Source organism: Bradyrhizobium sp. USDA 4516, assembly GCF_054055915.1.
Genome location: NZ_JBSRXT010000001.1, coordinates 2,198,818 through 2,224,811, shown reverse-complemented (window position 1 = coordinate 2,224,811; position 25,994 = coordinate 2,198,818). Strand labels below are relative to the sequence as shown.

Here is a 25,994-nt window from a genome sequence, read left to right as displayed (position 1 = left end):
CACCGCACGAACGCGCCACTTTGACCATCCAGAGGCCCTACGCAAGAGGGCATCTTGGCTAGTCTCCCGGTTCCTGGCGGTAGAGAGGGGAGGCTGCGCCGGCAAAATCCGACGCGATAGTGGATGTGATATGGTTACCAATTCCCTTCCCACAATTGGCCGCAAGATTACGGGAACATGAACTTTCAGGTTGTCGTCAGCGCGGCGACAACCAGCGGCAGGGGTTGGAAGCCAACGCCGATGGGAATTCGCGGTAACAAAACACCATTAAGGCGAATCGTGAGCGCCTCCGGCGGCGGCAGTCGCTCGGCGTCGTTAGCGGCGAGGTCGACGATCAGCCCCACCACGGCTTCATCTGCGAACGGACAATGGCGGATTCCGAGGCCTCGGATCTCGATCAGACCAGCCAATTGCTGGACCGGACGAACCCACAATTGTTCGCCGGCTGTGTCGAGACGGACACGGTCATCCCCCACCAAAATGGCCGGCGGAAGCGCTCCGGTGCGCCCGGCGAGAATCAGGTCAAAGGCCAGACGCGACTTGCCGGCGCCCGACGGGCCGCGGATCAGCACCGCACGCTCGCCGACCAGAACGGCGGATGCGTGCACGCTTGAATTGTCGCTCATAGTGTCGGCAGCCTGACCACGAAGCGTGCGCCGGCGATGGTGGGCTTGCCGTCTGCGTCCGCAGGGCCAGCGCGGTTCTCGGCCCAGATGCGTCCGCCATGGGCTTCAATGATCTGCTTGGAGATCGCAAGCCCGAGGCCGGAGTTCTGGCCAAACCCTTGGTGCGGCCGGTCGGTGTAGAAGCGCTCGAAGATCCGCTCCAGCGCGTCCTCGCCGATGCCGGGCCCGTCATCGTCGACCACGATCTCGACCTCGCCGCGGTTGCGGCGGCAGACGATGCGCACCTTGTCGCCCGGCTTGGAGAATGATTGCGCGTTCGACAGCAGGTTCGAGATCACCTGGCCGAGCCGTGAATCATGGCCGGGCACAGAGAGCGTATCGGTCGGTCCGCGGCCCTCGAAGCGGGCTTCGACGGCGACGTCGTGGCCGAGCCTGGTCTCGTTGGCGACGCCGGTCAGCGTCGTCAGCAGCCGCCGCAGATCGACCGGCGCCATGTCCTGGCGCTGCAATTCGGCATCGAGCCGGCTGGCGTCGGAGATGTCGGAGATTAGGCGGTCGAGCCGCCTGACGTCATGCTCGATCACGGCGAGCAGCCGCGCGCGGCTGTTGTCGTTGCGCGCCAAAGGCAGCGTCTCGACCGCGGAGCGCAGCGAGGTCAGCGGATTCTTCAGCTCATGGGCGACGTCGGCGGCGAACATCTCGATCGCCTCGATGCGGCTGTACAGCGCGTTGGTCATGTCGCGCAGCGCGCCGGAGAGATGGCCGATCTCGTCGCGGCGCCCGGTGAAGTCGGGAATCTCGACGCGGGTCTGGATGCGGTGGCGGACGCGCTCGGCGCCGTCGGCGAGCCGTCGCACCGGGCCAGCGATCGTGCTCGCCAATAGCAGCGACAGCATGATCATGACGGCGGAGGCGACGCCGCCGATCTTGAGGATGGCGAGGCGCTCGGACATCACCAGCTGGTCGATGTCGTCGCCCTGCGTGGTCAGCATCAATGCACCGCGCACGGCGCGGAAATGCTGCACCGGGACGGCGACCGACACGATGATCGCGCCGCGCTCGGTGACGCGCACGGCGCTGCCCTTCATGCCCTCGAGCGATTGCGCGACTTCGGAATAACCCTTGCCGCCTTCGGGACCGAGTTCGCGATAGATCGGCAGGTCGCCGCGGTTGAGCCAGGTCTTGATGGTGGCCTTGGTCCTTTCATAGAGCGACGGCTTCTCCGACGGCGGCGGCAGCTCCATGCGCAGCACGTCGCCGCGCGCGAACAGATTGCGGCTGTCGAGGATCAGGCCGCCATCGCGGTCGAAGATGCGGGCCCGCGTCTTGGTCGGCGCGATCAGGCGGCGCAGGACCGGCGCGACCCGCTCGGGATTGATCGGGAAATCCGCCGATTCATCCGGCTGGCCATAACTTTCGCCGGGCTTGAGGTCGAGCAGGCGATCGGGGTCGATCGTGACGGTGTTGCCTTCGACGGTGGCCGAGGCCGCGATCGCCTCCGAGATGATCTCGGCATAGACTTGGAGGCTCTGCGTGCGCGCCTCGATCAGGCCAGCGCGGAATTGCGAGAGATAGAGGATGCTGGCGACCAGCGCGACGAGGCCGGCGAGGTTGAGCGAGACGATACGGCGCGTCAGGCTCGAGAACGACAGCGCGAAGAAGAACTGACCGGCGCGGCGCAGCCAGCCGAGCGGACGGCGCCAGCCCTTGTCCTGCGCCACGTCTTCGGCAACGGCGTCCTGATCGAGGAGCTGTGACGCGTCCTCGGTGTTCAGGCCTTGCTCGAGCTGCGTTCGATCAAGCACTGGCAAAGCTGCCGGTTGGTATGGATGTCGTCCCGCGAAGCAATCGTTCGCCCGAGCTTACCCCAGCCGTGCGGAGCCTGTCAGTTAACAAGCCGCCCGGGAAGCGCAGATCAGGCTTCCTTGAAGCGATAGCCGACGCCGTACAGCGTCTCGATCATCTCGAAGTCGTCGTCGACCACCTTGAACTTCTTGCGCAGCCGCTTGATGTGGCTGTCGATGGTGCGGTCGTCGACATAGACCTGGTCGTCATAGGCCGCGTCCATCAGCGCGTTGCGGCTCTTTACGACGCCGGGGCGGGTGGCGAGCGCCTGCAGGATCAGGAATTCGGTCACGGTGAGGGTCACCGGCTCGTTCTTCCAAGTGCAGGTGTGGCGCTCCGGATCCATCCGCAGCAGGCCGCGGTCCAGCGCGCGGGCGTCCGGCTCCTTCGGCGCGGCGGTCGGATCCTTCGGCTGACCGCGGCGGAGTACCGCCTTGACCCGTTCGACCAGCAGGCGCTGCGAGAACGGCTTGCGGATGAAATCGTCGGCGCCCATTTTCAGGCCGAACAATTCGTCGATCTCCTCATCCTTCGAGGTGAGGAAGATCACCGGCAGGTCGGACTTCTGGCGCAGCCGGCGCAGCGTTTCCATGCCGTCCATGCGCGGCATCTTGATATCGAGGATCGCGAGATCGGGCGGCGACGTGCGAAACCCATCCAGCGCCGACGCACCGTCCGTGTAGGTCATGATGCGATAGCCTTCGGCTTCGAGCGCGATCGAAACCGAAGTGAGAATGTTGCGGTCGTCGTCGACCAGGGCGATTGTGGGCATGTGCTGCTTTCACAATGAGAGTGGCTTAGACGGCGGGCACTCTGGCGACGCGCCGTAGAATTGGGCTTCGAACGCGGTCAACGAGCAATGCAAGCTGGGCTGAAGTGTGACCGAGTTCCGCAAAAATCCGCTTCTGCGACCCACGCGATGGGTCCCCATATAGCACCCTTAGACCATGAGAAAAGGCCCTTTTTTCATAGGGAACCCACCCGATTCGCGCATAAAATGACCCGATAGGCCCATGCAACCGACCGCCGACTTCGATCCTGCCCACCTTGCCCGCTCGCTGCTCCGCCGCAGCCGCCAGGGCGCCCTCGCCACGTTGATGGCCGGCACCGGCGATCCCTATTGCTCGCTGGTCAATCTGGCCAGCCATCCCGACGGCTCGCCGATCCTGCTGATTTCCCGGCTGGCGCTGCATACCAAGAACGTCCTGGCCGATAGCCGGGTATCGCTGATGCTGGACGAGCGCGCCGAGGGTGATCCGCTGGAGGGCGCCCGGATCATGCTGGCGGGCAAGGCGGAAGAGGTCGGGGAGGCCGGGCAGGAGCTCGTCCGAAGACGCTATCTCGCTGCCCATCCGTCAGCGGAAGCCTTTGTGGAATTTAAGGATTTCTCGTTCTTCCGGATCAAGCCAAGCGGTGCCCATCTGGTCGCCGGGTTCGGCCGCATCGTGGACCTCAAACCCGCGCAATTCCTGACCGATCTCGGCGGAGCCGAGGCGCTGCTCGAAGCCGAGCCCGGCGCGGTGGCGCATATGAACGAGGATCACCGCGAGGCCATGAACCTTTACGCGACGCGGCTGCTCGGCGCGGAAAGTGCCGAATGGCTCTGCACCGGCTGCGATCCTGATGGCATGGACATGCAGGCCGGCCGCGACACGCTGCGGCTGGATTTCCCTGAGCGCGTCACCACCGGCACCGAGCTGCGCAAGATGCTGGTGCGGCTCGCCGGCGAGGCGCGCGCCAAGGGATAGCAAGGATAGGAGAAAGACCTGTCCTCACGGCGGCGCTGCGGCTGTGGCGAGGCATGGTGTCGCATGGCTGCGGCGGCGCGATTGCGCGGTCCGGATTTGACAGCGCGATCATTTCGCACGGGCGTGTCGTGTCATCGCCCGTTGGCTCGATCTGCATGCAAGAATGTCTGGCGCGGCTGCATCCGAAAATCAGCCGGATCGCGATGTCGACCGCGATGACGCGCGCGTGCGACCACGCTGATTGCGTTATCATCGATCGCGGGCTCAGCGATCGCCTCGCCGCCCAACGCTACGCGTTGCGGAACGTTCACGGCAGTTGAGCGTTGTACCAATCGGGCTTCAACGAAGGTGTGTTGAGCGCAGTCGAAACTGCTCATCAGCAGCTTCTCACTTGCAGCTCAATGCCGATCAGGTGGTGCCGCGTGCAACACGATGGTCATGCTCGGCTCTGCAGCGCTGCGTCAACGCGCGGCGGCTCATCTCAACGATACATCCTCAGCGCGAAATGCATACCCGGCATTCTCCGCGCCGTTCGCCTCGATCGGCGAACGCGCCGCCCGCCGGCTGGCACTTTTTGTGCATCGCAAAGCTCCGTGCGCGGCGGGAAAGGCGATGAAACGTCGCCCGACTGCCGGCAAAACAATGAGAAAACGAAAGCAAGACGAAAGGGTTTCGCGCTGCGGTACTTGCGCCAGATGATGGGCCTGCCTTGGAATCAGCCAAAAGCCGTTCGATTGGCTTGGCAAGCCCGGCGATCCCCACTATTAGGTCGCCGGACCGAAGCCGAGAGGCTATATTCTGATCACGGTCACCGCGGCGGGGCGCGACTAGCGACATTCGCGCGAACAAGGATACGCGGGTTCGAGGAGGTTCTTCGTGCAAGAGACGGGCGTGCATAACGGTGCCTTCGGCGCCGACAAATTCGGCTTAAAAAATCTCAAGGGCGTGCATTGGAATTATGGCGCACCTCAGCTTTACGAGCATTCGCTGCGTAATGGCGAAGCGGTGCTGTCGGCCGATGGCGCGCTTTGCGCGGATACCGGTGTGTTCACCGGGCGCAGTCCGAAGGACAAGTTCACGGTCCGCGACGATCTCACCGACAAGAACATGTGGTGGGCCGGCAACCAGTCGATCACCTCGGAGCAGTTCGCCGCGCTTCATGCCGACTTCCTCAAGCATGCCGAAGGCATGACGCTGTTCGCGCAGGATCTCTACGGCGGCGCCGATCCGAAGCATCGCATCAAGACCCGCGTCTTCACCGAGCTTGCCTGGCACTCGCTGTTCATCCGCACGCTGCTCATTCGTCCCGAGGCGTCGGAGCTCGCGAGCTTCGTGCCAGAGCTCACGATCATCGACCTGCCGAGCTTCCGCGCCGATCCGAAGCGTCACGGCTGCAAGTCGGAGAACGTCGTCGCGATCGATTTCGCCCGCAAGATCGTCCTGATCGGCGGCTCGCAATATGCCGGCGAGATGAAGAAGAGCGTGTTCACCACGCTGAACTATTACCTGCCCGAGAAGGGCGTGATGCCGATGCACTGCTCGGCCAATGTCGGCTCCGACGGCGACACCGCGATCTTCTTCGGCCTGTCCGGCACCGGCAAGACCACGCTCTCGGCCGATCCCAAGCGCACGCTGATCGGCGATGACGAGCATGGCTGGAGCGAGGACGGCGTCTTCAATTTCGAAGGCGGCTGCTATGCCAAATGCATCAAGCTGTCCGGCGAAGCCGAGCCGGAAATCTATGCCGCCAGCAAGCGCTTCGGCGCGGTGCTGGAAAACGTCGTGCTCGGCGCCAATGATCGCGTGCCCGATTTCGACGACGGCTCGAAGACCGAGAACACCCGCTCGGCCTATCCGCTCGATTTCATCCCGAACGCCTCGCGCACCGGCTGCGCGCCGCATCCGAAGAACGTCGTGATGCTCGCCGCCGACGCCTTCGGCGTGATGCCGCCGATCGCCAAGCTGACGCCGGCGCAGGCGATGTATCACTTCCTGTCCGGCTACACCGCGAAGGTCGCCGGCACCGAGCGCGGCCTCGGCAACGAGCCGCAGCCGGAATTCTCCACCTGCTTCGGTTCGCCGTTCCTGCCGCGCGATCCGTCGGTCTACGGCAACATGCTGCGCGAGCTGATCGCCAAGCACAATGTCGATTGCTGGCTGGTCAACACCGGCTGGACCGGCGGCAAGTACGGCACCGGCCGCCGCATGCCGATCAAGGTGACCCGCGCGCTGCTCACCGCGGCGCTGAACGGCTCGCTCCGCAACGCCGACTTCCGCACCGACAAGTATTTCGGCTTCGCGGTGCCGACCTCGCTGCCGGGCGTCGAGCCGCACATCCTCGATCCGATCAAGACCTGGGCCGACAAGGTCGAGTTCGACAAGACCGCGCGTGCGCTGGTCGGCATGTTCCAGAAGAACTTCGCCAAGTTCGAAGCGCAGGTCGACGCCGAAGTCCGCGCCGCCGCACCGGAAGTGAAGCTGGCGGCGGAGTAAGCCGCGCAAGCGATACGCGATTTGAAAAGGCGGCCCTCGTGGCCGCCTTTTTGATTTTTACGCAGTCAACGAAGCGCGCACCTTTTCGATCCGGCAAGCTGAGCAGCCAACGGCGCCACATACTCCAGTGTCGTCCCGGCGAAGGCCGGGATCCATACTCCGCAGCGGATGTTGTGGTTGGGCTCGTCATTCCACCGGTGCGCAACAATGACCATCGGTGGTTATGGGTCCCGGCTTTCGCCGGGACGACATCGCGCGTGTTGCTCCACTACTCACCCATCTCCGGCAGCACCGCGTTGCTCGGCGTCTGCCGGTCGGTGATCTGCAGGCCGAACAGGCTGCCGATCAATTCGACCGCGACGCGCGCGGTGCGGCCGCGCTCGTCGAGGAAGGGATTGAGCTCAACGATGTCGAGCGAGCGCACCAGCCCGGAATCGTGCAGCAGCTCCATGATGAGATGGGCTTCCCGATAGGTCGCGCCGCCGGGCACCGTGGTACCGACGCCGGGCGCCACCGCCGGATCGAGGAAGTCGACATCGAACGAGACATGCAGCACGCCGTTCTTCGCCCTGACGCGTTCGATGACGCGGCGCGTGAGCACGGCGACGCCGAACTCGTCGATCTGGCGCATGTCCGCGATCGACACGTTGCGCTGCCGCAGCAGCTTGCGCTCCAGCGGATCGACCGAGCGCGTGCCGATCAGGTCGAGCTGATCGGGCGGGATCGAGGCGCGCGGCAGTCCGCCGAGCAGATCGTCGAGACCGGGCTCGCCGCACAGGAACGCGGCCGACATGCCGTGCATGTTGCCGGTGATGGTGGTGGCCGGCGTGTTGTAGTCAGCATGCGCGTCGACCCACAACGCAAACAGCGGCCGGCCCTTTTCCTGCCAGTAGCGCGCGACGCCATTGATCGACCCCATCGACAGCGAGTGATCGCCGCCCATGAAGATCGGGATCGCGCCGGAATGCGCCAGCCAATAGGCGCGCTCGGAGAGCGCGCGGGTCCAGGTCTTCACCTCGTCATAGAACCTGGTGTTGGCCGGCACCGGGCCGTCGGCGACGACGGCGGGGATCGCAAGGTTGCCGTGATCATCGACCTGGAAGTCGAGCTGCTCGAGCAGGCGCGCGATGCCCGCGGTGCGCAGCGCATCCGGTCCCATCAGCGGGCCGGCCTGCGATGCGCCGATCTCGATGGGAACGCCAAGCAGGGCGATGCGCGAGGGCTTTGACGTGTCGGCTTCGGACATGCAGCAGTGCTCCCAAAGGTGTGGAACAGAAGCGACGTGCCAATGTTCCCTCAACCCTTGAAATAGGCAATGCGGTCGTAACAGACCAATGTGGATATTTGGCTACGCCTTGAAATAAGCGATCTGCGTCGTGGTCGCGAGCAGCCGGCCGGACGGCGACCACAATTCGCCGTGCTGGTCGCCGTAGCTCTTGTGGAAGCTCTTGGCGTCGGCGGTGGCGAGCACGCGGGTGGTATCCTCCGCGTCCAGGTCGGCCGCGTCGGCGTGGAAATAGGTGGTCAGCGACACGGTGCCGAACGGCACCAGCTCGTGCCTTGCGTGGAAGACGCGGCCGAAGAACGCGTCCGACATCGACATCAGCGACAGCGCATCGAGCTTGCGCGGCACACGGTCGGCGATCCAGAGCTTTGAATAGGGGCTCGACGGCTGTTTCGCGCCGCCGCCGCCGGCGAACTTCGGCTCGCCCTCGGCGAAACGGAAATCGTACTGGTTGGCCCAGGTCATCTTGAGTTTCGGAAAGGACCGCAACTCGTCGAACGGCACGGCGCCCGGAAACCCGGCCGGTTGGTGCGACCAGGACGGGCGGCGCTCGGCGAACACGGCGGTTGCCAGCGTCGCGACCTCGCCGCCGCCCTGCGTCATCTCGACCGACCAGTGCTGGCTCGAGCGGTTGGCCTTGACCAGGCGGACATCGAGATCGAACGCGCCCTCGGCGACCGGCGCGCAGTAGTTGACTGTCAGCGCCAGCGGATCACCCGCGCGCTGCGGATGCTGCATCAGCGCGCGCAGGATGGTCGCGGCCGTGCAGCCGCCGAACGGGCCGACGAACGCCCAGTAATCGGGACTGGTCCGTCCCTGCCAGCGGCTGTCGCCGGCGGTCACGGCGGTGGCTTCATCGAAAAGGTGCGGGGTCTTGGTGAGCATGCAGGTCTTTCAATATCGACTGGCGCTTCCGTATCGCCATACGCAATGACGAGCAATGACGTTCGTCATGCAATATCGCGAGCATTGCGCTGATTTCAATGACGTCGGGCGTAATCGATTTCCGCGTCCCGGGATTATCCCTTCGCCTCGCGCTGGTTGCCGAGCTGCGGCGAGGCACCCGGATGCATCGGCACGTGCCAGATGTCCTCGGCATATTCGCGGATGGTGCGGTCGGAGGAGAACCAGGCCATGCGCGCCACATTGAGGATCGAGGCGCGGGTCCATGCCGGCGCTACCATCCAGCGGGCGTCGATGCCGCGCTGCGCGTCGTAGTAGGAATCGAAATCGGCCGAGACCATGTAGTGGTCGAGGTAGCGCAGCGCGTGCCCGATCGAGGCGAAGCGTGCGGGATCGCCGGGCGAGAACTCGCCGCTCTCGATGGCGCGGATCGCGCGCTCCAGCCGTGGCGATTTGCGGATCGCATCGCTGGCGTCCAATCCCTGCTTGCGGCGGACCATGACGTCGCCGGCCTCGAGGCCGAAGATCGCGATGTTCTCCTCGCCGACATTGTCGCGAATCTCGATATTGGCGCCGTCGAGCGTGCCGATCGTCAGTGCGCCGTTCAGCGCAAGCTTCATGTTGCCGGTGCCGGAGGCCTCCATGCCGGCGGTCGAGATCTGCTCGGAGAGATCGGCGGCCGGAATGATCACCTCGGCGAGGCTGACATTGTAGTCGGCGAGAAAGGCGACCTTCAGCCTGCCGCCGAGCGAGGCGTCATTGTTGACGACCTCGGCGACGTCGTTGATCAGCTTGATGATCAGCTTGGCGTATCGATAGCTCGCCGCCGCCTTGCCGGCGAAGATTTTCACGCGCGGCACCCAGTCGCGCCGCGGCTCATCCTTCATCGCGTGGTACAGCGCGATCGTCTCCAGGATGTTGAGCAGCTGCCGCTTGTATTCGTGGATGCGCTTGATCTGCACGTCGAACAGCGCCGACGGGTCGACCTTGATGTGGTTGCGCTCGCCGATCAGCCTTGCCAGCGCCAGCTTGTTGTGATGCTTGACGTCGCGGAAGCGCCGCTGGAATTCCAGGTCGCTCGAATGGGTCTCGAGCCGCTCGAGCAGCGAGAAGTCGTCGAGCACGGCCTCGCCGCAGGTTTCGCGCAGCAGCGCGGTCAGCCGCGGATTGGCCAGCATCAGCCAGCGGCGGAACGTGATGCCGTTGGTCTTGTTGGTGATGCGCGACGGATAGAGATGATGCAGGTCGTGGAACACGGTCTCCTTCATCAGGTCGGAATGCATCGCGGAGACGCCGTTGATGCGGTGCGAGCCGACGAAGGCGAGCTGGCCCATCCGCACGCGGCGGCCGCTGCGCTCGTCGATCAGCGAGACCGAGGCGCGATACTCGATGTCGCCGGGGAAACGCTCCTCGGCGAGCGCGAGATGGGCCACATTGATGCGGTAGATGATCTCGAGATGCCGCGGCAGCAGCCGCTCGAACAGTTCGACCGGCCAGGTCTCGAGCGCCTCGGGCAGCAGCGTGTGGTTGGTGTAGGACAGGGTCGCGACCGTAATCTTCCAGGCCTCGTCCCAGCGGAAATTGTGCAGGTCGACCAGGATGCGCATCAGCTCGGTGACCGCAAGGCTCGGATGGGTATCGTTGAGCTGCACGGCCGCCTTCTGCGCAAGATTGCGCAGGCCGCCGTCGGAGGCGAGATGCCGCTTGACGAGATCCTGCAATGAGGCCGAGACGAAGAAGTATTCCTGGCGCAGCCGGAGCTCGCGGCCTGCCGCGCTCTCGTCGTTCGGATAGAGGAATTTGCAGATTGCTTCCGCGCGCGCCTGCTCGGCGCTGGCCGAGACGTAGTCGCCGGTATTGAAGACGTCGAGCTCGAGCGGATCGGGAGCATGCGCCGACCACAGGCGAAGCGCGTTGACGTGCTGGCCGCGCCAGCCGACGATTGGCGTGTCATAGGCCATGGCCTCCACGGTTTCCGCCGGATGCCAGGTCGCGCGGTCGCGGCCGCGCTCGTCGACATGCTCGACATGGCCGCCGAAGTGAACGTTGTAGACCACCTCCGGCCGCTGGAATTCCCACGGATTGCCGAAGGCGAGCCATTCATCGGGATATTCCTGCTGCCAGCCATGGTTCATGATCTGGCGGAACAGGCCGAAATCGTAGCGGATGCCGTAGCCGGTCGCGGGGATCGCCAGCGTCGCCATGCTCTCCATGAAGCAGGCCGCAAGCCGGCCGAGGCCGCCATTGCCGAGCGCCGCATCCGGCTCGCATTTGCGCAGGTCTGAGAGATCGACGCCGAGGTCGCCGAGCGCCGCCTCGAACAGCGGCAGTAGTCCCATATTGTTGAGCGCGTCGGTGAACAGGCGCCCGATCAGGAACTCGAGCGAGAGATAATAGACGCGCTTGGCGCCGGCGTCGTAGCTCTGCTTCTCGGCCGTCAGCCAGTGGTGCACGATGCGGTCGCGCAGCGTCAGTGCCGCGGCCTTGTACCAGTCGCGTCTGGTCGCAACGGTGGCGTCCTTGCCGATCGCAAGCCGGAGCTTGGCCAGGATCGCGCTCTTGATCTCGGTCAGCGCCAGCTCGTCGATCGGCTGGTTCAATGCCGGGTAGTTTGTCTGTTCCTGCAACGCGCCCAATCCCTGCCGTTCAACCGGAACATGATGCGGTGATGCGCATCATGACCCCATCTCATTGGTGGAGCATGGTTCCCCGGAAATCCCGGTTCCGCGGCCTTCCGATTACGCTCCAGCGCAATGATACCCGCCTTGCATGGCAATCGAAACCGTCAGGGACGGTGCCATACACAGCGCTGCCGTGATTTTATGCAAGGACCGGGCCGCTTCGGGAACCTTCCGGACCAGCCGTCATGGGTGTTACGATGGCGCTGCAGAAGCCGGGATTTCGCGACAATTGACCGGAGGATGCGTGATGAGACTCTTGATCGAAATCGCGGCCGCGGCGTTGCTCGTGGTGTGCATCACGGCGACCAGCGCAGCCGATGCCGCGGGCAGACCGGGCCGCAGCGCCGACGGCCTGAATTGCGGCTTCAGCGTGGCGCAGAACGCATCGCCCGCCGCGCGCTGTGCCGCCATCAAGCGGCAATGCGGCGGCAAGTTCTACGCAAATGCCTGCGGCGACAAGCTGCTCTCGGCGATGAATTGAGCGGCCGCGCAACGCGCTTTCACGCTCAATCGGGACACCGTGGTGATACGGATTTCCAAGCCTTAACGGAGCCTTTACAAACACAGCTGTCGCTCGTGGGGCGGGCACATTTTTCAGCTCCGACGCATTTCATTCCGAAGCCATTTTCAACGGGCCGCTGACCTGGTCAGCGGCCCGAATTGCTTTTTGGGGCGGCATATGCGCGCGACGGGGCGATGATACTCACTCGCGCCTCAGCCGTCGTCCTGGCGAAAGCCAGGACCCATTACCCCAATAGTCAGATGAGGCCCGACAGGTCGTTCCAATCCGGATTTTCTGCTTCGATCAGCTTGATCTTCCAGTCGCGCTTCCAGAACTTCAGCTGCTTCTCGCGGGCGATCGCTTCCTGCGGCGTGGCGAATTCCTCGACATGGACGAGGCGGAAGACTTGGTATTTGTACACAAACTTGGAGCCTCGACCGGAGCGATGCAATTCAAGCCGCGCGCCGACATCGTTGGTGACCCCGATATAGATCGTGCCGTGATGCCGGCTTGCGAGGATGTAGACGTAGTAGCTGCTTGCTGCGCTCATCGTTTGGCCCAATCTCGCGAGATGTCGGCCTATTGGGCTAATGGGTCCTGGCTTTCGCCAGGACGACGTCCGGGAACGATCATTAAACCAATCAGAACGAATTAAGAACACTTTAGCAAGTCTTTGATATATCATTGTGATTCGGCGGCTGCGCCGACACAATATCTATGGTCTTTCAGTCTCTGCGAGGACTACATGTCCACCATCGCCTTCGATCAATTCGCCCTGACCCGGATTGCCGATTTCGCGCGGTCGCTGTCGCGGCTGCACCAGGCCTCGCGCCGCCAGCCGATCGACGACGACCAGCTCGATCGCGAGTTCAACGCGGTCTGCATGTCGATCTGGGGCTACACCACGGATGATTTCAGCGACGAGCTGTTCTCGGACGAGGATCATGCCTGGCTCGACTCGCTCGATGAAGCGCATGCGCGGATCTTCGCTGGCGAGCAGGGTTATGATCTCGTCGACGACCACGGCATGCTGACGGACTGGTGGGGCTATTGCTGGATGATCCTTGCCGAGAAGCGCGGCATCCTCAATCCGGAGAACCGCGCGGCCGCGCGGGCCGCGATCGAGGAGAAATACATGGCCGCGCCGAACGTGATCGGCGTGATCGTGGCGCGCTGATAGTTGTCGCGATGTCATTCCGGGGCGATGGGAAGCATCGAACCCGGAATCTCGAGATCCCGGGTCTGGCGTTTACGCACCATCCCGGAATGACGGGCTGACGCCCGTCAGTTCACTTCGGCGCGCCTTGCCGGCTTCGCGGCGTTGCCCTTCGGCGCAACAGACGACGGCGGCGACGGCGCGACATCGCTTCTGGTTTCCGGCAGCGGCGCGTCGCCGGCGATCTCGGCGCTGACGGGGGCGACCTTCATTTCGCCGAGCCGCGCGCGGACCGCCGAGGTCAACCCGGGATAGGAGGCGACCGGCGTGAAGTCGAACGACTGCTCGTTGCCGACGCGGATGCCGGTGTAGGCGACGAGGCCGTCGGTGGTCGCGATCACGTCGCCGGCACGCAGCGAGGCATCGAGCGCGAGGTCGACCGGCGCGAGCCCCGCCGGGTCGCGGCCGTTGCAGGTGCAGTCGGCGCGCAACGCCTTGCGATAGGCGAAGGCGTTCTCGCTGTCGGCGTAGCGTTCGCCGGCGGTCGAGGCGGCGCTGTCGATATGGCTGCCGTAATAGACCTTGGTCGCGCTCGCCGGACAGAACGCCTGGCAAAGCTGCGCCGGCGTGGCGTTGCCGCGCATCGTCAGCGGAAAATATTTGCCGTCGCAGCTGCGCACGCAATACGCCGGTCCGGAACCGGCCACGCGCGGCGCCGAGATGGGGGCGGACGGCTGCCGTTCAGCCTGCTGGTTGAGGCCGAACGGGTCGGCGAAGAAATTGGCTTGCGGCGGCGCCTGCCGGCTCTGCTGCTTCTGGGAACCGCCGAAGAAGAAGTCGAACAGCCCTTCGGCCGACACAGGCGCGGGCACCACCAGGATGGAACCCGCAAAGGCCGCGGCGGCCAGCATCACGCGGCGCCGCATGCGCCGATCACTCAACTCTGTACGCAACGCCAACTCCACCCGACGCGCCACGCCGCGGCGACAAGCTGCCCCGGCGGCTTCACCTTAAGGCGTGATGGTAAACGAGCGATTGATTTGGGGTGACGGCGTCACACGAAGGCGAGGTCGCGCGAACCGCCCCTTCCACCTCGCCCCGCTTGCGGGGAGAGGGAGGGAATAAACTCAGTCCTTCAGGAACTCGCCCGCCTTGTACAGCGCGCGGAATTGGAGCCCGGCTTCGGCGAACGTCTCGGTGGCGCCTTCCTCGCGGTCGACCATGGTGAAGACCAGGGCGATCTCGCCGCCGGCCTCGCGCACGGCTTCCACCGCCTTCAGCGCCGAGCCGCCCGTCGTGGTGACGTCCTCGACGATGACGATGCGCTTGCCCGCAAGGCTCTCGCCCTTCGCCAGCCCTTCGACGGACAGCTTCGCGCCGTGCTCCTTCGGCTTCTTGCGCACGAAGAACGCCGCGATCGGGTGGCCCTTCAGCCAGGACAGTTGCGCGATGGCGCCGGCGAGCGGCACCGCGCCCATCTCGAGCCCGCCGACGAAATCAAGCTTGTCGTCCTTCAGCGCTTCATAGGTGAGCTCGGCGAGCAGCGCCGCGCCCTCGGGATCGAGCATCGTCGGCTTCAGGTTGAAATAGAAGTCGCTCTTGCGGCCCGACGCCAGCGTGATCTCGCCGCGGCCGAACGAGCGCTTGCGGATGATCTCGGCGAGGCGGGCGCGGGAGGCTGATTTGGACAAAGACTTTTTCCCTTGAGGGTTTGAGGCGGGCGGCAATCTATCCACGCTTACCGGCACATTCCAGCGTGGAAATCGGGCCGTCAACAGTGCCCAAGCCGCGATTTCCGCGGGCGTGCTTTCCGCAAAGCGCGGTTGTGCGGCCGTTCCGTTCCCCGTAAGCAGGCGCCAAACACTCGGCCGAACACTTGCCCAAACACTTGCACGGGAAGCGGAAATGACCATCGAGCTGCACACCTGGAACACCCCCAACGGCCGCAAGATCTCGGTGGCGCTGGAGGAAATGGGGCTGCCCTACAAGGTGATCCCGGTGAACATCAGCAAGGGCGAGCAGATGGCGCCCGCTTTCCTCGCGATCAGTCCGAACAACAAGATCCCGGCGATCGTCGATCCGGATGGGCCGGGCGGCAAGCCGGTCAGCATTTTCGAGTCCGGCGCGATCCTGCTCTATCTCGGCGAGAAGACCGGCAAGTTCCTGCCGAAGCCGCTGGCGGAGCGGATCCCGGTCTATGAGTGGCTGATGTGGCAGATGGGCGGCTTCGGCCCGATGCCGGGCCAGGTGCACCATTTCATCGCGCTGGAGAACGAGCAGGACCGCGCCTACGGCCTGAAGCGCTACATGGCCGAGACGCGGCGGCTCTACGGCGTGCTCGACCGCCGGCTTCAGGAGCGCGAATTCGTCGCCGGCGATCTCTCGGTCGCCGATTTCGCCATCCTCGGCTGGGCCTGGCGCCATCCGCGCCACAAGGTCGAGCTGGCCGACTTCCCCAACGTCAAGCGCTGGTACGAGACGCTGATGGCTCGCCCGGCGACGAAGCGGGGCATGGAGGCGAAGCTGGATTGATCTTCTCCCTCGCCCCGCCCTTGCGGGGAGAGGGGTGGGGTGAGGGGCTATCTCCCCGATAACGGTGGGAATTGAATTTGCGGATGCGCCCCTCACCCGGCGCTACGCGCCGACCTCTCCCCGCAAGAGCGGGGCGAGGTGAAGAAAGCTAGGCCCGCCGCGCTTCGAGCGCCATCTTCATCGCCAGCCCTGCGAGCACCGTGCCCATCAGCCAGCGCTGCACCAGGAGCCAGGTCGGGCGAGTGCCGAGAAACACCGCGATCGAACCGGCGGCGAGCGCGATCATCGCGTTGACGCTGACGCTGATCACGATCTGGATCGAGCCGAGCGCGAGCGACTGCGTCAGCACGCTGCCGCCGGTGGGATCGATGAACTGCGGCAGCAGCGCCAGATAAAGCATCGCGATCTTCGGGTTGAGCAGATTGGTGACGAAGCCCATCGCGAACAGCTTGCGCGGGCCGTCGACCTTCAGCGCCTTGACCTGGAACGGCGAGCGGCCGCCGGGCCTCACGGCCTGCCATGCCAGCCACAGCAAATAGCCCGCGCCGGCAAAGCGCAGCGCGTCATAGGCGTAGGGAATCGCAAACAGCAATGCGGTGATGCCGAACGCCGCGCACAGCATGTAGAACACGAAGCCGAGCGCCACGCCGCCGAGCGAGACGATGCCGGCCGCGGGCCCCTGCGTGATCGAGCGCGAGATCAGGTAGATCATGTTCGGCCCCGGCGTCAGCACCATGCCAAGGCAGATGAGCGCAAAGCCGAGCAAAGCGGAGGTGTGGGGCATGACGGGTCTCGCGAGGGATGCGCACGCTTCTAGCGTGCCGTCCGCCGCGCGGCCATCGCGGAATTGCTCTCGGAGCAATGTGGCGGGGCGGTGGTGCGCTCCCTCGCCCCGCTCTCTTGTCCGCCGAAGCCCGCCTTCGGGCGAAGGCGGATGCGGGGTCGAGACGAGCGAAGCTCGCTCTGAGAGGGTTGGGGTGAGGGGTTCTCTCAACGTGCAAGGACCGAGGTGAGACCTGTACCCCCTCACCCGGATCGCAAGAGCGATCCGACCTCTCCCCGCAAGCGCAGGGGTGTCCGGGGAAATTCAGGCATAGCGGAGCTCCATCTGGTCAGGTGAGATGGTTGATTTCCGACGGCTGGGGTTGATGGGCGGAGGTTTGTCGATGGCAGCGAGGGATCGACGCGTGAGCAGGAGCTGGCCGACGAGTTCGGCGAACCTGAGCGGGAGCATTTTGATGCAGTTGGTGTGAGCGGCGATGCGCAGCAGCAGGTAGGCAATCATCGCAGCGAGCACCTGAAGGCGGATCGCGTTGTCGTTGGCGCCGAGGAACTTGCGAATATCGAGATGCTGCTTGATCCAGCGGAACAGCAGCTCGATTTGCCATCTGCTCTTGTAGAGGGCGGCGATCTCGACGGCGCTACGGGCAAGGTCGTTGGTCAGGAGTGTGATCTTGCCGCCTTTCTCGCGTCTGATCTTGATGCGGCGGAGCGGGATTGGAAGGCGCGAATCGCCCTTGCTGGTGAGCTTCACCTCGTCATCGGCAAGGATTTCGAAGCCATCCCCGTTACGCTTGCGGATGGCGCGATGCCTGAGCGAGCGAAGACGGATGCTCGTCTTCGCCCGGGTAACGAAGAAAGCCTTGCTATCATTGATCTTCTGCCACCAGTCGAAACGGCAATAGCCCTTGTCAAACACATAGGTGGTGGCGGGCTGGATTGGGGTCTGTCGGCCGATCTCGATGTCATTGACGTTCGCGGCCGTCATCTCGACGCAGGTCGGGACATCGCTCCTTGGGTCGTAGACGACATGCAGCTTCATGCCGCGGATGCGGCCGTTCCACGTCGCCCAACTGCAGACCTTGCCGAGCGGGATCGGACTGGCGTCGATCAGACGCACCATCTCCATGCCTTCACTCCGCAGCTGGCGACGCGCCATCGCCGACAGCGCCGCAAAGGTTTGCGCGAAAATGCCGATCGGACGGCGGGCATTGGCATCGGACAACGTCGAGCGCGACAGCTTGCCGGTTCCCAAGTGATAGTGATGCTGCGAATTGGCGTTGAAGCCAGTCACTACCCCGCGCAGACTGCTGTTGCCGCTAAGCTGGGCATAGATCAGCGCCACCAGATGATCCCAGCTCCTGAACGACTTGTCGTAGGCATCCCCGTCCAGACGATCCACAACCGTCTGAAACTGCCGTCGATTGATCGGTTCAAGCAGCCTTCCAAAAATGCTACCGCGATATCGCATGCTCGGCCCTCTGTGTCTCGACAACCAGAAAAGACCGATTTGCCTCGGTCCTGCCGAGCATGCACCGCGACACAGTGAATCATTCCCCGGACACCCCTGCGCAAGCGGGGCGAGGTGAGGAAGCGCTAATGCGCCTCGTCCCAATTGTTCGCGGCGCGGGCGTCGACCTGCAGCGGCAGCGACAGGATCACCGCCGGGAAAGGCGCGTCCTGCATCACCTTCTGCACCACCGGCAGCGTCGCCGCGACCTCGTCGTCGGGCACCTCGAAGATCAGTTCGTCATGCACCTGCAAGAGCATCTGCGCCGAGAGCTTTTTCTCGGTGAGCGCGTCCTCGACGCGGATCATGGCGCGGCGGATGATGTCAGCCGCGGTGCCCTGCAGCCGCGCATTGATGGCGGCGCGTTCGTTGAAGGCGCGCACCGAGGCGTTGGACGCCTTGATGTCGGGGTAGTAGCACTTGCGCCCGAACAACGTCGTCACATAGCCGTTGCGGCGGCAGAAGTCCTTGGTCTCGTCCATATAGGCGCGGATGCCCGGGAAGCGCTCGAAGTATTTCTTGATGTAGGCCGAGGCCTCCTCGCGGGCGATGCCGAGCTGGTTGGCGAGGCCGAACGCCGAGATGCCGTAGATGATGCCGAAGTTGATCGCCTTGGCGCGGCGGCGCACCTCGCTCGGCATGTCCTTGATCGGCACGCCGAACATTTCGGATGCGGTCATGGCGTGAATGTCGAGCCCGTCGCGGAAGGCCTGGCGCAGCACCGGCACGTCGGCGATCTCGGCGAGCAGCCGCAACTCGATCTGGGAATAGTCGGCCGACACCAGCTTGTGGCCCGGCGTCGCGATGAACGCGCGGCGGATCTTGCGGCCGTCCTCGGTACGAACAGGGATGTTCTGCAGGTTCGGCTCGTTCGACGACAGCCGGCCCGTGGTGGTCGCGGCCAGCGCGTAGGTGGTGTGGACGCGATGGGTCTGCGGATTGACATAGGTCGGCAGCGCGTCGGTGTAGGTCGATTTCAGCTTCGAGACCTGGCGCCACTCCAGGATCTTCTTCGGGAATTCGTGGCCTTGCTCGGCGAGCTCGTCGAGCACCTGCGCGGTGGTCGACCACGCGCCGGTCTTGGTCTTGCTGCCGCCGGGCAATCCCATCTTGCCGAAGATGATGTCGCCGATCTGCTTCGGGCTGCCGACATTGACCGGCTCGCCGGCGATCTCCTGGATCTCGGCCTCGACGCGCGCAGCGGTCTGGGCGAAATCGCCCGACAGCCGCGACAGCACCTGGCGGTCGATCGAGATGCCGCGGCGTTCCATCCGCGCCAGCACCGAGACCAGCGGCCGTTCCAGCGTCTCATACACCGTCGCCATCCGCTCGGCGACGAGACGCGGCTTCAGCACCCGCCACAGCCGCAGGATCACGTCGGCGCTTTCGGCCGCATATTCGCTGGCCTTGTCGATCGTGACCTGATCGAAGGTCAACTTGCCCTTGCCGCTGCCGACGAGGCCGCCGTAATTGACGACGGCGTGGCCGAACCAGCGCTCGGCGAGCGCCTCCAGCGCATGCGAGCCGCGGCCGGCATCGAGCGCGTAGCTCATGAGCTGCGCATCGTCGATGTTGCGCAGGGTAATTCCGTGCTGCGCCAGCATCACCGAGGTGAACTTGACGTCAAAGCCGACCTTCTGGATTCCAACGGACTCCAGCAGCGGCTTCAGCGCCGCCAGCGCCTCGGCCGTCTTGATCTGGCCGGGTGCGAGGCCGGCATCGAACAGGCCCGCGCCACCGCCGGCCTGCCGGTGGCTGAGCGGGACGTAACACGCATCGTTTGGCGCCAGCGCCAGTGCAAGGCCCGCGAGCTCGCCCTGCATCGGGTCGATCGATTCCGACATCGCCTCGATCGCGACATAGCCGGTGTCGGGCACGCGGGCGATGAAGGCGTGGAGCTGCTCGAGGCTGCCGATTGCCTGATACGCCTTGCGGTCGAAGCCGGTCTTGCGGATCGCCTCGCCGCGGGCCTCGGCCAGCGTTGCCGGCGTGCCCTTGAGGTTCGAATTCTTGTCGTCGCGCGCGCCGGTCGGCTTGGCTTTCGGCAGCGGCGCCGCGGCCGATGCCGGAGCGTCTCCGGGCGCCGGCGTCACATCCGACGGCGGCAACGGCGAGAACACGCTCGCGCCGCTCTTGTTGCCGGGATCGGCATCGACATTGGCCGGGTCGATCTGCGCGTAGTCGGCGACGCGGCGGGTGAGGGTGGTGAACTCCATCGCCTTGAGGAAGGCGATCAGCCGGCGCGAGTCGGGCTCGTTCACGGCGAGGTCGTCGAGCGGCACTTCGAGCTCGACCTTGTCGTCGAGCAGCACCAGCTGGCGCGAGATGCGCGCCTTCTCGGCGTTCTCGAGCAGCGCCTCGCGCCGCTTCGGCTGCTTGATTTCGCCGGCGCGGAACAGCAGCTGATCGAGATCGCCATATTCGATGATCAGCTGCGCGGCGGTCTTGATGCCGATGCCGGGCACGCCGGGCACGTTGTCGGTGGAGTCGCCGGCCAGCGCCTGCACCTCGACCACCTTCTCCGGCGGCACGCCGAACTTCTCGATCACCTCGTCGCGGCCGATGCGGCGATCCTTCATCGTGTCGTACATCACGACCTTGTCGTTGACGAGCTGCATCAGATCCTTGTCCGATGACACGATCGTCGTGGTCGCGCCGCGCTCGCTGGCGAGCCGCGCATAGGTCGCGATCAGATCGTCGGCCTCGAAGCCGACCTGCTCGAGGCAGGGCAGTTCGAAGGCGCGCACCGCCTCGCGGATCAGCGCGAATTGCGGGATCAGATCGTCGGGCGCCGGCGGCCGGTGCGCCTTGTAGTCGGGGTAGAGCTTGTTGCGGAACGTGATCTCCGACTTGTCGAACACGATCGCCAGATGCGTCGGCCGGTTGTCCTCGGGCATGTCGCGGAGCAGCTTCCACAGCATGTTGCAGAAGCCGAGCACGGCGTTGACCTGCAGCCCGTCGGATTTGCGGTTCAGCGGCGGCAGCGCGTGGTAGGCGCGGAAGATGTAGGACGAGCCGTCGACCAGGAAGACATGGTCGCCCTTCGCCGTGGCCTTGGCGGCAACGGGCTTGGCGGCGGTCTTCGATGCGGGCTTGGCGGGGGCTTTGGAGGCTGTTTTCGGCATGGCCGAAACTTAGGGATTTTTGCGCGGATTGACAGCCTTTGCTGTGTGGATTCTGGGTGTGTCGCACAGCCAAATCGATAAATTCGAGGATGATGCAGGGCGTAGTCCCGTCATCCTGAGGTGCGAGCGCAGCGAGCCTCGAAGGATCGACGGCCACCAGCCGGGGCCGTGCATCCTTCGAGACGCCGCTGCGCGGCTCCTCCAGCGACAAAGGCGAAGCCTTTGCGCGGGGATGACGGGGACGGCACCGGAATGACTACGCCTTGTCGCCGGTCGGCGAGAACAGATAGCCGCCGCCGCGGATGGTGCGGATCACGGACGGCTTGGTCGGGTCGAATTCGATCTTGCGGCGGATGCGCATGATGCGCAGGTCGACGGCGCGGTCGAAGGCCTCCGCGTCGCGCGCATTGGCGAGTTCCAGCAGCCGCTCGCGCGACAGCACCCGCTTCGGGTTGGCCGCGAACACCTTCAGCAGGCCGAATTCGGAGGCCGTCAGCGGATGCTCGTTGCCCTCGTCGTCGCGCAGCGCCTGGGCCTCGAGATCGAGCCATTTGGTGCCGAACCGCACCAGCTGCTCCTTTTCGGCTTTGGCGCTCGCCGGTTCCGGCGCCGTCGCTTTCGCCGGTCCGCTCCGCCGCAGCACCGAGCGGATGCGCGCCATCAGCTCGCGCAATTCGCAGGGCTTGGCCACGTAATCGTCGGCGCCGAGCTCCAGCCCGACCACCCGGTCGATCGGGCTGGCAGTAGCTGTCAGCATGATGACGGGGACGTTGATCTTGCTCTTGAGGTCGCGAATAATCGACAGCCCGTCTTCCTCGGGCATGTTGAGGTCGAGCACCACGAGATCGGGCGTGCAGCCCTCGATCTCCTTGCGCAGGCTCTTGCCGCCGTCGCACAGCGTCACGCCGAAGCCGTGCATCTTGAGGTAATCGCCGACCATTTCGCGGGCCGGCGCCTCATCGTCCACGATGAAGATATGCGGGTTCTGGCTCATGATGTCTCTGTTGCCGGCAGTGTAACCGTAAAGGTCGACCCCTGTCCGGGGCCCGGGCTCTGCGCGGTCACATGGCCGCCATGCATGTCGATGATGCGCTTGACAATGGAAAGGCCGAGCCCGGTCGAGCTTTCGCCCGCGGTCGGCTTGGCCGACAGCCGCTGGAACCGGCCGAACAGCCGGCCGAGATCCTCGGGGCTGAGGCCGGGGCCCTGGTCGGCAATCCGGATCACGGTGTCGTCGCCCTCATGGCTGACCGTGACCGTGATCTTGCCGCCGATCGGCGAGTACTTGATGGCGTTGCTGACGAGGTTGTCGATCGCCTCGCGGATGCGGTCGGCGTCGCACATCGTGACGAATTGCTGCGGCCCCGAGACCGAGATGCTCTGCTGCTTGTTGACCGCCGAAGGCAAATTCGCCTCGGTGACCTCGTTGACGAGGGCCGCGACGTCGACCGGCTCGCGGCGGATGGTGATGTCGAACGCATCGGCCATCGCGTCCGAGATCAGATGGTCGACCATCGAGGTCAGCCGCTTGGTCGCGTCCCTTATGTGCTCGACCTGCGATGTGACGTTTTCCTTCGGCGAGCCGGCGCCGATCAGTTCGGTCAGCATCTCGGTGCGGCCGAGGATGACGCCGAGCGGGTTCTTCAGATCGTGAGCGACGGTGCCGAGGATTTCGTTCTTGAAGCCGTTGGCGCGCTGCAGCCGCAGCCATTGCGCCGAGAGCCGCCGGTTGGCCTGCATCAGCGCGCGGGTGCGCTGCGCGACGCGGTCCTCGAGCTGGGTGTTGGCCTCGTGCAGCTGCTGGTAGAGGATCACATTGTCGAACGCGATCGACAGCCGGCTCGAGAAGATCTCGACCAGCGCACGGTCGGTGTCGGAGAGCTGGCGCTCGGCCTGCAGCAGCACCACGACCTCGCGGCCGCTGCCGGTGCGCGAATAGAGCACGCTGCGGTGGTCGGCGAACTCGTTCTTGCGGCGCTGGAATGCTTCCTCCACCATGTGCCGCAGATCCGGATCGAGCGCCTTCGACGAGGTGGTGCCGATGAAGCGGCTGTAGCAGCCCGAGCAGGCCAGCACCGAGAAATCGGCCGCGGCCGAATTGCCGTCGTCGCGCAGCACCAGAATGCCGGCGCAGTCGACGTTGAGCAGCGAGGCGAGCTGGGTCAGCACGCCCTCGGCCAGCCGCTGCATCGATTTGAAATCGTACAGCGTCGAGGCCGCGTCGATGATGATCTCGAGCCCGCGCCGCGTCTGCACCATGCGCTCGAGTTGCTGGTAGCTGCGCAGCGCGGCGGTCAGCGACGTGAACAGCTTGTCGGCGGTGAGCTCGGTCTTCGCCTTGTAGTCGTTGATGTCGTATTGCACGATGACGCGCCGCTCCGGCGCCTGGCCGGGCTGGCCGGTGCGCAGGATGATGCGCACGGTCTCGTTCTTGATCTCGTTGCGGATGAACTCGACGAGCTCGAGGCCGGCGACGTCGGTCTCCATGATGACGTCGAGCAGCACGGCCGCGATGTCGGGGTTGTCCCGCATCAGCGTGCGGCCTTCGGCCGCAGAGTAAGCCGAGAGGATCTCCAGCGTCGAACCGTTCAGGTTGTAATCGCTCAGCGCGAAACGGGTGCCTTCATGGACGGCGTGATCGTCGTCGATGACGGCGATCTTCCATTTGCGGGCCGACGAGTCCTCCTGGGGGCTCTCGGTATCGTCGATCAGTTGGAGGACATCGTCCTGTTCGGCCATTGACTGGTTCCGTCGGCTGCTGCGTCAGCGATCGTGGGCTCGCCCTTGGCAGCCCCCTTGGCGATCCTGGGCATGATAATGCGAAAAGTGGTGCCTTGTCCTACCCTTGACTCCAGCATCATGCGTCCACCGAGCTGCTGGGTGACGAGGTTATAGACGATGTGGAGGCCAAGGCCCGTACCACCTTCGTTGCGGCGCGTCGTAAAGAACGGGTCGAACGCCTGCCGCTGCACGTCCGGCGTCATGCCAGCCCCGTCGTCTGCGAAGATGATCTCCACATCGTCGGCGCCGCGCCCGCGCGCCGAGATGGTGATGGTGCCGGAGCGGCCATCGGCAAAGGCATGATTGACGGCGTTGAGGAAAAGATTGGTTAAGATCTGCCCATAGGCGCCGGGATAGCCGTCGATCAAGAGCCCCTCGGGCACATCGACCGACAGCGCGATCGCGGCCTTCTTCAGCACCGGCCGCAGGCTCGCCACGATCTGGTCGGTGGATTCGCTCAAGGCAAACTGGCGGCGCTCGGCATGCGATCGGTCGACGGCGACCTGCTTGAACGACTGGATCAGCTCGCCGGCGCGCGTCAGGTTCGAGACCAGTTGCTGCGATGCGTCACGCGAGGCGCGGACGAACTCGTCGAGCCTGGAGCGGCGCAGCGGCTCGGTCTTCAAATCGTTCTCGAACATCTCGCTGCGGCGGGCAAAGCTCGAGGCCACCGTCAGGCTGATGCCGATCGGGTTGTTGACCTCGTGGGCGACGCCGGCAACGAGGCCGCCGAGCGCGGCGAGACGTTCGGCATCGATCAGGTTCTGCTGCGCGGTGTTGAGCTCGAGCAGCGCGCTTTCGGCCTCCTCCTTGGCGGTGCGCAGCTCGTCCTCGGTCTTGCGCTTGGCGATCGCGTTTTCACGGAACACTTCGACCGCGCGCGCCATGGCGCCGACCTCGTCCTTGGCCGACGTGCCCTGCACCGGCCGGTCGAGGTCCCCCGAGGTGATGGTGCGCATCGCGGCCATGATCTGCGCCAGCGGCAGCCGGATCGACAGCGCGATCATGACGCCGGCCGACATGATGACACCGAGGAAGATCACGGCAATCGACAGCACCCGGCGCGAGATCGAGGTCAGCGTCTTGTCGAACGTCTCCTGCGCCTTCTGCTCGCGCTGGCGCATCTTCACCGAGAGATCGTCGATCGCGCCGATCGCATCCGCCTGGCTGGCGTCGATCGAGTTGCGCAGCAGATCGGTGCGGTTGGTGAGCTGCTCGCTGAGCTTGCCGAGCCCGTCGCGCAGCTCGGCGGTCTTGACCTTGAGCCGCGCCAGCGCCATGCGCTGCAGATCGTTCTCGGCCAGATCGGTCATGACCGGAATCGTCCGCTCGATCGTATCGATGTTGCGGCGGGCTTCCTCGGCCGACGAGGAGGCAAGCGAGAGGTAGTAGGCGTTGGCGGCGACCAGCAGCGAGGTGAACGCCTCGCGCGACTTGCCGAGCGCGGGCCAGATCAGTGCATCGCGATGGCCGGTCGCGCCCTCGATGATCGAATAGAGCCCGGCCATGTCCTTGGTCGGCGACAGCACCTGCTCGTCATAGGTCTTGGCGATCCTGGTCTGCACGGTGCGCAGTTCGCCGAAGCCGTCGAGGAAACGGCTGGTGACGCGCTCCAGCTGCTCGACCGAGCCTGACAGCATCGGGTCGGTCGAGGCCCGGTTGGTCAGCGTGCCGAGCACGGCCTCGCGGAGCAGCAGGATTTCAGCGAACAGGTCCGGGCTCGGCTGATTGATGTAGCGATGGATCAGGTTCTGCAGACGGCTGGTCTCGCTTTCGAGCTTGGCCAGGATCTTGTCGGATTCCCGCACCTGGCGGACATCCTCCCAGGCCGAGCCGAGCACCTTCGAGCCGTTCCAGATCAGCACCGCCAGCACGATCACGACCGCGGAGTTGAGCAGGGCGATCGAAAGGATGCGCCAGCGGATCGGGACCGCACGCAGCAACTGGACGATGCGGAAACGGCCCTGCGGCCCGAAGGCCGCCCGCCGTCGCTTCGTCCCGTCCTGCTCTGGTGCGTCCAAGATCCG

General features: G+C 64.9%; 21 protein-coding genes. 6 read left to right on the top strand and 15 right to left on the bottom strand.

Translation table 11 applies throughout. The features are described from left to right. Positions 1–185: 185 nt before the first annotated feature. The 3 genes from ACVI1L_RS10345 to ACVI1L_RS10335 form a co-directional block, all read right to left on the bottom strand. The gene (locus tag ACVI1L_RS10345; RefSeq protein WP_456782815.1) at positions 186–626 is read right to left on the bottom strand and encodes an HPr kinase/phosphorylase; all 441 of its coding nucleotides are present in this window, start codon (positions 624–626) and stop codon (positions 186–188) included. Beyond that, positions 623–2,431, bottom strand: a complete 1,809-nt coding sequence (locus tag ACVI1L_RS10340) for a sensor histidine kinase (protein ID WP_057019534.1) — start codon at positions 2,429–2,431, stop codon at positions 623–625. Before ACVI1L_RS10340 ends, ACVI1L_RS10345 begins: the two co-directional genes overlap by 4 nt. A 110-nt stretch (positions 2,432–2,541) precedes the next feature. Beyond that, complete coding sequence (locus ACVI1L_RS10335; RefSeq protein ID WP_016843287.1) at positions 2,542–3,243, bottom strand: response regulator transcription factor; 702 nt, start codon at positions 3,241–3,243, stop codon at positions 2,542–2,544. Positions 3,244–3,484: 241 nt separating this feature from the next. Here ACVI1L_RS10335 and ACVI1L_RS10330 point away from each other — a divergent pair, with 241 nt between their 5' ends. The 3 genes from ACVI1L_RS10330 (at position 3,485) to ACVI1L_RS10320 (ending at position 6,712) form a co-directional block, all read left to right on the top strand. Next, positions 3,485–4,219: a HugZ family pyridoxamine 5'-phosphate oxidase gene (locus tag ACVI1L_RS10330; RefSeq protein ID WP_456782814.1), complete on the top strand. Its 735-nt coding sequence runs from the start codon at positions 3,485–3,487 to the stop codon at positions 4,217–4,219. A 53-nt stretch (positions 4,220–4,272) separates the two neighbouring features. Beyond that, positions 4,273–4,539, top strand: a complete 267-nt coding sequence (locus ACVI1L_RS10325; protein WP_229189683.1) for a hypothetical protein — start codon at positions 4,273–4,275, stop codon at positions 4,537–4,539. Positions 4,540–5,095: 556 nt separating this feature from the next. Beyond that, positions 5,096–6,712, top strand: coding sequence for a phosphoenolpyruvate carboxykinase (locus tag ACVI1L_RS10320; RefSeq protein WP_168858356.1), 1,617 nt, complete (start codon positions 5,096–5,098; stop codon positions 6,710–6,712). A gap of 268 nt (positions 6,713–6,980) precedes the next feature. Here ACVI1L_RS10320 and rocF read toward each other — a convergent pair whose 3' ends face one another. The 3 genes from rocF to ACVI1L_RS10305 all read right to left on the bottom strand — a co-directional run bounded on the left by rocF (position 6,981) and on the right by ACVI1L_RS10305 (position 11,536). Continuing rightward, positions 6,981–7,958 (bottom strand): arginase, encoded by a 978-nt coding sequence (rocF, locus tag ACVI1L_RS10315; protein WP_076831116.1) that lies wholly within the window; start codon positions 7,956–7,958, stop codon positions 6,981–6,983. A gap of 102 nt (positions 7,959–8,060) precedes the next feature. Beyond that, the gene (locus tag ACVI1L_RS10310) at positions 8,061–8,882 is read right to left on the bottom strand and encodes an acyl-CoA thioesterase (RefSeq protein ID WP_168858357.1); all 822 of its coding nucleotides are present in this window, start codon (positions 8,880–8,882) and stop codon (positions 8,061–8,063) included. Positions 8,883–9,016: 134 nt separating this feature from the next. Beyond that, positions 9,017–11,536 carry a glycogen/starch/alpha-glucan phosphorylase gene (locus ACVI1L_RS10305; RefSeq protein WP_456782813.1) on the bottom strand — a complete coding sequence of 840 codons (2,520 nt, stop codon included), beginning with the start codon at positions 11,534–11,536 and terminating at the stop codon, positions 9,017–9,019. Between the two features lie 292 nt (positions 11,537–11,828). Between ACVI1L_RS10305 and ACVI1L_RS10300 the strand changes: the two genes are divergently transcribed. Continuing rightward, positions 11,829–12,062, top strand: coding sequence for a hypothetical protein (locus ACVI1L_RS10300; protein WP_057019498.1), 234 nt, complete (start codon positions 11,829–11,831; stop codon positions 12,060–12,062). A 277-nt stretch (positions 12,063–12,339) separates the two neighbouring features. Here the strand turns inward: ACVI1L_RS10300 and ACVI1L_RS10295 are convergent, their stop codons facing one another. After that, positions 12,340–12,633, bottom strand: coding sequence for a GIY-YIG nuclease family protein (locus tag ACVI1L_RS10295; RefSeq protein ID WP_076831108.1), 294 nt, complete (start codon positions 12,631–12,633; stop codon positions 12,340–12,342). 195 nt (positions 12,634–12,828) lie between these two features. Here ACVI1L_RS10295 and ACVI1L_RS10290 point away from each other — a divergent pair, with 195 nt between their 5' ends. Beyond that, positions 12,829–13,260 carry a hypothetical protein gene (locus ACVI1L_RS10290; protein WP_016843277.1) on the top strand — a complete coding sequence of 144 codons (432 nt, stop codon included), beginning with the start codon at positions 12,829–12,831 and terminating at the stop codon, positions 13,258–13,260. A gap of 107 nt (positions 13,261–13,367) precedes the next feature. Here ACVI1L_RS10290 and ACVI1L_RS10285 read toward each other — a convergent pair whose 3' ends face one another. Next, the gene (locus tag ACVI1L_RS10285) at positions 13,368–14,165 is read right to left on the bottom strand and encodes a DUF2865 domain-containing protein (protein ID WP_456785535.1); all 798 of its coding nucleotides are present in this window, start codon (positions 14,163–14,165) and stop codon (positions 13,368–13,370) included. A 201-nt stretch (positions 14,166–14,366) separates the two neighbouring features. Then, positions 14,367–14,930: an orotate phosphoribosyltransferase gene (gene pyrE / locus ACVI1L_RS10280; protein WP_057019495.1), complete on the bottom strand. Its 564-nt coding sequence runs from the start codon at positions 14,928–14,930 to the stop codon at positions 14,367–14,369. 214 nt (positions 14,931–15,144) lie between these two features. Between pyrE and ACVI1L_RS10275 the strand changes: the two genes are divergently transcribed. Further along, complete coding sequence (locus ACVI1L_RS10275) at positions 15,145–15,771, top strand: glutathione S-transferase family protein (RefSeq protein WP_229189680.1); 627 nt, start codon at positions 15,145–15,147, stop codon at positions 15,769–15,771. A 148-nt stretch (positions 15,772–15,919) separates the two neighbouring features. On the opposite strand, the gene ACVI1L_RS10270 is transcribed toward ACVI1L_RS10275, so the two are convergent. From ACVI1L_RS10270 to ACVI1L_RS10245, 6 genes are all read right to left on the bottom strand, one after another. Next, positions 15,920–16,555, bottom strand: coding sequence for a LysE family translocator (locus ACVI1L_RS10270; RefSeq protein WP_076831097.1), 636 nt, complete (start codon positions 16,553–16,555; stop codon positions 15,920–15,922). A gap of 303 nt (positions 16,556–16,858) precedes the next feature. Next, positions 16,859–18,022, bottom strand: a complete 1,164-nt coding sequence (locus ACVI1L_RS10265) for an IS4 family transposase (RefSeq protein ID WP_057015126.1) — start codon at positions 18,020–18,022, stop codon at positions 16,859–16,861. Between the two features lie 125 nt (positions 18,023–18,147). Continuing rightward, positions 18,148–21,186, bottom strand: a complete 3,039-nt coding sequence (polA, locus tag ACVI1L_RS10260) for a DNA polymerase I (protein WP_456782812.1) — start codon at positions 21,184–21,186, stop codon at positions 18,148–18,150. A 256-nt stretch (positions 21,187–21,442) separates the two neighbouring features. Then, positions 21,443–22,180 (bottom strand): response regulator, encoded by a 738-nt coding sequence (locus tag ACVI1L_RS10255; protein WP_229189678.1) that lies wholly within the window; start codon positions 22,178–22,180, stop codon positions 21,443–21,445. Next, positions 22,177–23,925, bottom strand: coding sequence for an ATP-binding response regulator (locus ACVI1L_RS10250; protein ID WP_092078609.1), 1,749 nt, complete (start codon positions 23,923–23,925; stop codon positions 22,177–22,179). The genes ACVI1L_RS10255 and ACVI1L_RS10250 overlap by 4 nt, the downstream gene beginning before the upstream one ends. Continuing rightward, on the bottom strand, positions 23,895–25,892 hold the full coding sequence (locus ACVI1L_RS10245) for a sensor histidine kinase (RefSeq protein WP_168859052.1): 1,998 nt from the start codon (positions 25,890–25,892) through the stop codon (positions 23,895–23,897). The genes ACVI1L_RS10250 and ACVI1L_RS10245 overlap by 31 nt, the downstream gene beginning before the upstream one ends. Positions 25,893–25,994: the final 102 nt, after the last annotated feature.

Excerpts from the sequence above, each read along its gene's own strand:
- ACVI1L_RS10345 (WP_456782815.1), bottom strand. The coding sequence starts at position 626 with ATGAGCGACAATTCAAGCGTGCACGCATCCGCCGTTCTGGTCGGCGAG.
- ACVI1L_RS10335 (WP_016843287.1), bottom strand. The coding sequence starts at position 3,243 with ATGCCCACAATCGCCCTGGTCGACGACGACCGCAACATTCTCACTTCG.
- ACVI1L_RS10330 (WP_456782814.1), top strand. The coding sequence starts at position 3,485 with ATGCAACCGACCGCCGACTTCGATCCTGCCCACCTTGCCCGCTCGCTG.
- ACVI1L_RS10325 (WP_229189683.1), top strand. The coding sequence starts at position 4,273 with ATGGTGTCGCATGGCTGCGGCGGCGCGATTGCGCGGTCCGGATTTGAC.
- rocF (WP_076831116.1), bottom strand. The coding sequence starts at position 7,958 with ATGTCCGAAGCCGACACGTCAAAGCCCTCGCGCATCGCCCTGCTTGGC.
- ACVI1L_RS10310 (WP_168858357.1), bottom strand. The coding sequence starts at position 8,882 with ATGCTCACCAAGACCCCGCACCTTTTCGATGAAGCCACCGCCGTGACC.
- ACVI1L_RS10300 (WP_057019498.1), top strand. The coding sequence starts at position 11,829 with ATGAGACTCTTGATCGAAATCGCGGCCGCGGCGTTGCTCGTGGTGTGC.
- ACVI1L_RS10295 (WP_076831108.1), bottom strand. The coding sequence starts at position 12,633 with ATGAGCGCAGCAAGCAGCTACTACGTCTACATCCTCGCAAGCCGGCAT.
- ACVI1L_RS10290 (WP_016843277.1), top strand. The coding sequence starts at position 12,829 with ATGTCCACCATCGCCTTCGATCAATTCGCCCTGACCCGGATTGCCGAT.
- ACVI1L_RS10285 (WP_456785535.1), bottom strand. The coding sequence starts at position 14,165 with ATGCGGCGCCGCGTGATGCTGGCCGCCGCGGCCTTTGCGGGTTCCATC.
- ACVI1L_RS10275 (WP_229189680.1), top strand. The coding sequence starts at position 15,145 with ATGACCATCGAGCTGCACACCTGGAACACCCCCAACGGCCGCAAGATC.
- ACVI1L_RS10270 (WP_076831097.1), bottom strand. The coding sequence starts at position 16,555 with ATGCCCCACACCTCCGCTTTGCTCGGCTTTGCGCTCATCTGCCTTGGC.
- ACVI1L_RS10265 (WP_057015126.1), bottom strand. The coding sequence starts at position 18,022 with ATGCGATATCGCGGTAGCATTTTTGGAAGGCTGCTTGAACCGATCAAT.
- polA (WP_456782812.1), bottom strand. The coding sequence starts at position 21,186 with ATGCCGAAAACAGCCTCCAAAGCCCCCGCCAAGCCCGCATCGAAGACC.
- ACVI1L_RS10255 (WP_229189678.1), bottom strand. The coding sequence starts at position 22,180 with ATGAGCCAGAACCCGCATATCTTCATCGTGGACGATGAGGCGCCGGCC.
- ACVI1L_RS10250 (WP_092078609.1), bottom strand. The coding sequence starts at position 23,925 with ATGGCCGAACAGGACGATGTCCTCCAACTGATCGACGATACCGAGAGC.